Here is a 3,600-nt window from a genome sequence, read left to right on the forward strand (position 1 = left end):
GCCCTGGACGAGCAGCACCTCGCCGGCCGCGAGCCGCCCCGCGTCCACGAGGTTCGTCCACGAGGTGAGCAGCGCCTCCGGCAGACCGGCGGCGTCCACGAGGTCGACCTCGTCGGGCACGGGCAGCAGCAGGCCGGCCGGCACGGTGACCGCCGTGGCGTAGCCGCCGCCCGGCAGCAGGGCCGCGACCCGGGCGCCGAGCGGCCACGCCGTCGCGTCCGTCCCAGGCCCGTGACCAGCGACGACACCGGACACCTCGAGGCCGGGCCAGTCGGGCGCGCCGGGCGGCGGCGGGTACCTGCCCTCGCGCTGCAGCAGGTCCGCACGGTTCACGCCGGCGGCCGCGACGCGCACCAGGACCTCGCCCGGACCGGGCTCCGGGTCGGGCCGCCGGGCCACCCGCAGCTGGTCCGGTCCGCCGGGGCTCTTGACCTCCACCACGTCCATCGTGCGAGCCTACGCACCGTGTCGTCGCAGGACACGGGTGGATGAATCCTCCCGATGCGCTCATGTCCGGGCCCGACGGCGCCGATGAGGTTCGGACGGGGGCCCTCGGCGGGTGCCTTGACCTGGGCGTGCCCGCGCGGCCAGGTGGGACGCGAGGATCGGGAGGCAGGTCGACATGCTGCGCAGGCTCGGCATCCGCACCAAGGTGCTGGCGGTCCTCGCGCTGCCCGTGCTCGTCCTGCTGCTGACGGCGGCGTACATCACGACGACGTCGGTCGGCGAGGCCCGCACCGCGGCTACCGTGCGGGACGTCGTGACGACCATGCCGCTGTACGCCCGCGCGGCGGAGGCCCTGCAGCAGGAGCGCACGCTGTCCGTGCAGCAGGCCACCGACGCGGCCCTCGGCGGCAGCCTCAGCGCGGCCCGCTCCGCGACGGACGACGCGATCGCGTCCCTCGGCACCGCGCTGCGCGACATCGACCTGTCGACGCTGGACGCCCGCGTCGCCGACTCCGTGCAGAAGGCGAGCGACCAGCACACCCGACTCGTGGAGATCCGCGACCGCGTCGACGCCGACTCGATCCCCGGCACACTGGTCGACAGCAACTACACCGACATCGTGTCCGCCGACAACGACGTGCCCGTCGTCGTCGCCGAGACGCTGACCGAGCGCTCCCTGGCGAGCCGGATGTCCGCCTACGGCGCCATCGCCGACACGATCGAGCAGGTGCTCCGCGCCCAGCCGCTCGCGACCAGCGTGCTGTCGGCCGACGGCGCGAACTCCTCCGACGTGCGGGAGCTCGCGGCCCTGTTCGCCGTGCAGGACCAGGCGCGCGCCGACGCCCGGGAGCGCACCAACAGCCTGCGGCTGGAGGGCATCCAGCTGAGCTCCCGCGACGCCGACCTCACGGCCATGCAGCTGTCGATGGTGTCCGGCAACGAGCTGACCGTCTCCGCCCTGGACCCGACCCGGTGGAACAGCCTGGTCAACGCGGAGCTCGCGTCGCTGCGGCCCGTCGGCACCGAGCTGCTCGAGTCGGCGACCGACCGTGCCGACGTCGTGGCGAGCCAGGCGCAGGAGCGCGCGCTCCTCACCGGTGGCATCGCCGCCGCGTCCGCCGTGCTGTCCATCCTCATCGCGCTCGTCGTCTCCCGCGGCATCGTCGTCCCGATGCGCCGCCTGACCGCGGCGGCCGGCACGGTCCGCGAGGAGCTGCCCCGCCTGGTCGAGCAGGTGGCGGTCCCGGGCGAGAGCCCCGACCTCACGCTCGCCGACATCCCGGTGGAGTCCGAGGACGAGGTCGGCCGGCTGGCCCAGGCGTTCAACGACGTCAACGCCACCACCATCCAGGTGGCCCGCGAGCAGGCCGCCCTGCGTGGCTCCATCGCCGAGATGTTCGTCAACGTGGCCCGCCGCGACCAGGTGCTGCTCGGCCGCCAGCTGTCGTTCATCGACACGCTCGAGCGCTCCGAGGAGGACCCGGCGGTCCTCGCGAACCTGTTCCGCCTGGACCACCTCGCCACCCGTATGCGCCGCAACGCGGAGTCGCTGCTCGTGCTCGCCGGCATCGACTCCGGCCGCCGGCTCCGCGAGGCCATGCCGCTGTCCGACGTGGTCCGCACGGCGTCGTCCGAGATCGAGCAGTACGACCGCGTCCAGCTCGAGCTCGACGCCGACCCGCTGATGCACGGCTTCAACGCCCTGGGCGCCGCGCACCTGCTCGCGGAGCTGCTGGAGAACGCGACGCTGTTCTCCGAGCCGGGCACCCCCGTCGTCGTGCACACCGGCGTCGACGGCGACCACGTCGTGGTCCGCATCGTCGACCAGGGCCTGGGCATGTCGGCCGACGAGATCACGGCCGCCAACGCGACCATCGCCTCGACCTCGCCGACCGAGGCCCTGGGCGCCCAGCGCCTCGGCCTGTTCGTGGTGGCGCGCCTCTCGCAGCGCCTCGGCGCCCAGGTCGTCCTCGAGCGCGCCAAGGGCGAGCTCTCCGGCACGGCCGCGGTCGTGCGGTTCCCGGTCGCGCTGTTCACCGCCAACGACCCCGCGCTCGCCGGCCCGTCCGGCGCCCAGCGCGGCTCCGGACCGGCCACCGGCTCGCTGCCGACGGTCGAGGCGCCGGTCGCCGTCCCGGTCGACCTGGCCGCGCTCACCGACGGCGCCACCCCGACCGGCCTGCCGCGCCGCCGCACCGCCGGCGACGCCACCCCGGACGCCCCGGCCTCGCAGCCGGACGCGCCCGCCGCCCGCTCCGACCTGCCGACCGAGCAGGACGTCGTCCTGCCCGCCCCGGCCGAGGCGACGCTGGCCCCCGAGATCGCGGCCGAGGCGGGCGGGTGGACCCCGCTGGTCGCGCCCGCCCCCGGAGAGCCGGCCCCGCTGCCGTCCCGCGGCGGTCTGCCGACCCGCGGCGGCCTGCCGTCGCGCACCCCCGCGGCGCCCGTCGAGGAGCCCGAGGCCCCGGCCGCGCCCGCCGGTCCGCGCGCCGGCCTCTTCTCCGGCTTCCGCGGCCGCGACGCGCTGCCGGCCCAGCCCGCCGACCAGGCCGCCGACGCGGCGGACGCGACCGAGGTGGCCGCGCCGTCCGACGAGGTCGCGACCGAGGCGCCCGCCGCCGAGGCCCCGGCCCTGCCCTCGCGCCGCGGCCCGATCACCTCGCCCGCCGAGGTGCGGTCGATCGTGGACGAGCTGGTCGACCACGAGCCCGAGGTCTCCGCGGCCGACCACGCCCGCCTGGACGCGCTGTCCGCGCCGCTGACCGCCGGCCTGCCGATCGTGCCGGCGCCCGCGCCGGTCGCCGAGCCCGAGACCGCCGAGCCCGGGACTCCGGCCTGGGCGGACGCCCCGGCCGACGCCGAGCCCGCCGCCGCCGAGGCCGCCGCGGAGGCGCCCGCCGCGGAGGCGCCCGTCGCCGAGGCCGCCCCCGTCGAGCAGCCCCTGGTCGTCCCGGGCCTCGCCCCCGACGAGCCGCTCGACGAGTCGCACGCGTGGGCCTCGTGGTCCGGCGCCCCGGCGACGCCCGAGCAGCCCTCCTGGGCGGTGCCCGCGCAGCAGCCCGAGCCGGAGGCCGTGCCCGACGCCCCCGCGGCGGCGGTGGACGCGCCCGTCGCCCCCGTGGGCCGTGCGGACGACACGACGGTGCTGGACGC

Annotated in this window: 2 protein-coding genes; one reads left to right on the forward strand and one right to left on the reverse strand. The window is 77.2% G+C overall.

Features of this window, described 5'->3' with window-relative positions; translation table 11 throughout:
- On the reverse strand, window positions 1–447 hold a 447-nt coding region (locus tag G6556_RS17720), incomplete at its 3' end, for an alcohol dehydrogenase catalytic domain-containing protein (protein WP_166944319.1).
- A gap of 175 nt (window positions 448–622) precedes the next feature.
- Here G6556_RS17720 and G6556_RS17725 point away from each other — a divergent pair.
- Window positions 623–3,600 (forward strand): nitrate- and nitrite sensing domain-containing protein (locus tag G6556_RS17725; protein ID WP_166944321.1); only part of this gene is annotated, 2,978 nt, incomplete at its 3' end.

The sequence above is a fragment of the Cellulomonas sp. IC4_254 genome, assembly GCF_011603975.1.
In the GTDB taxonomy this organism is placed as follows: Bacteria; Actinomycetota; Actinomycetes; order Actinomycetales; family Cellulomonadaceae; genus Cellulomonas.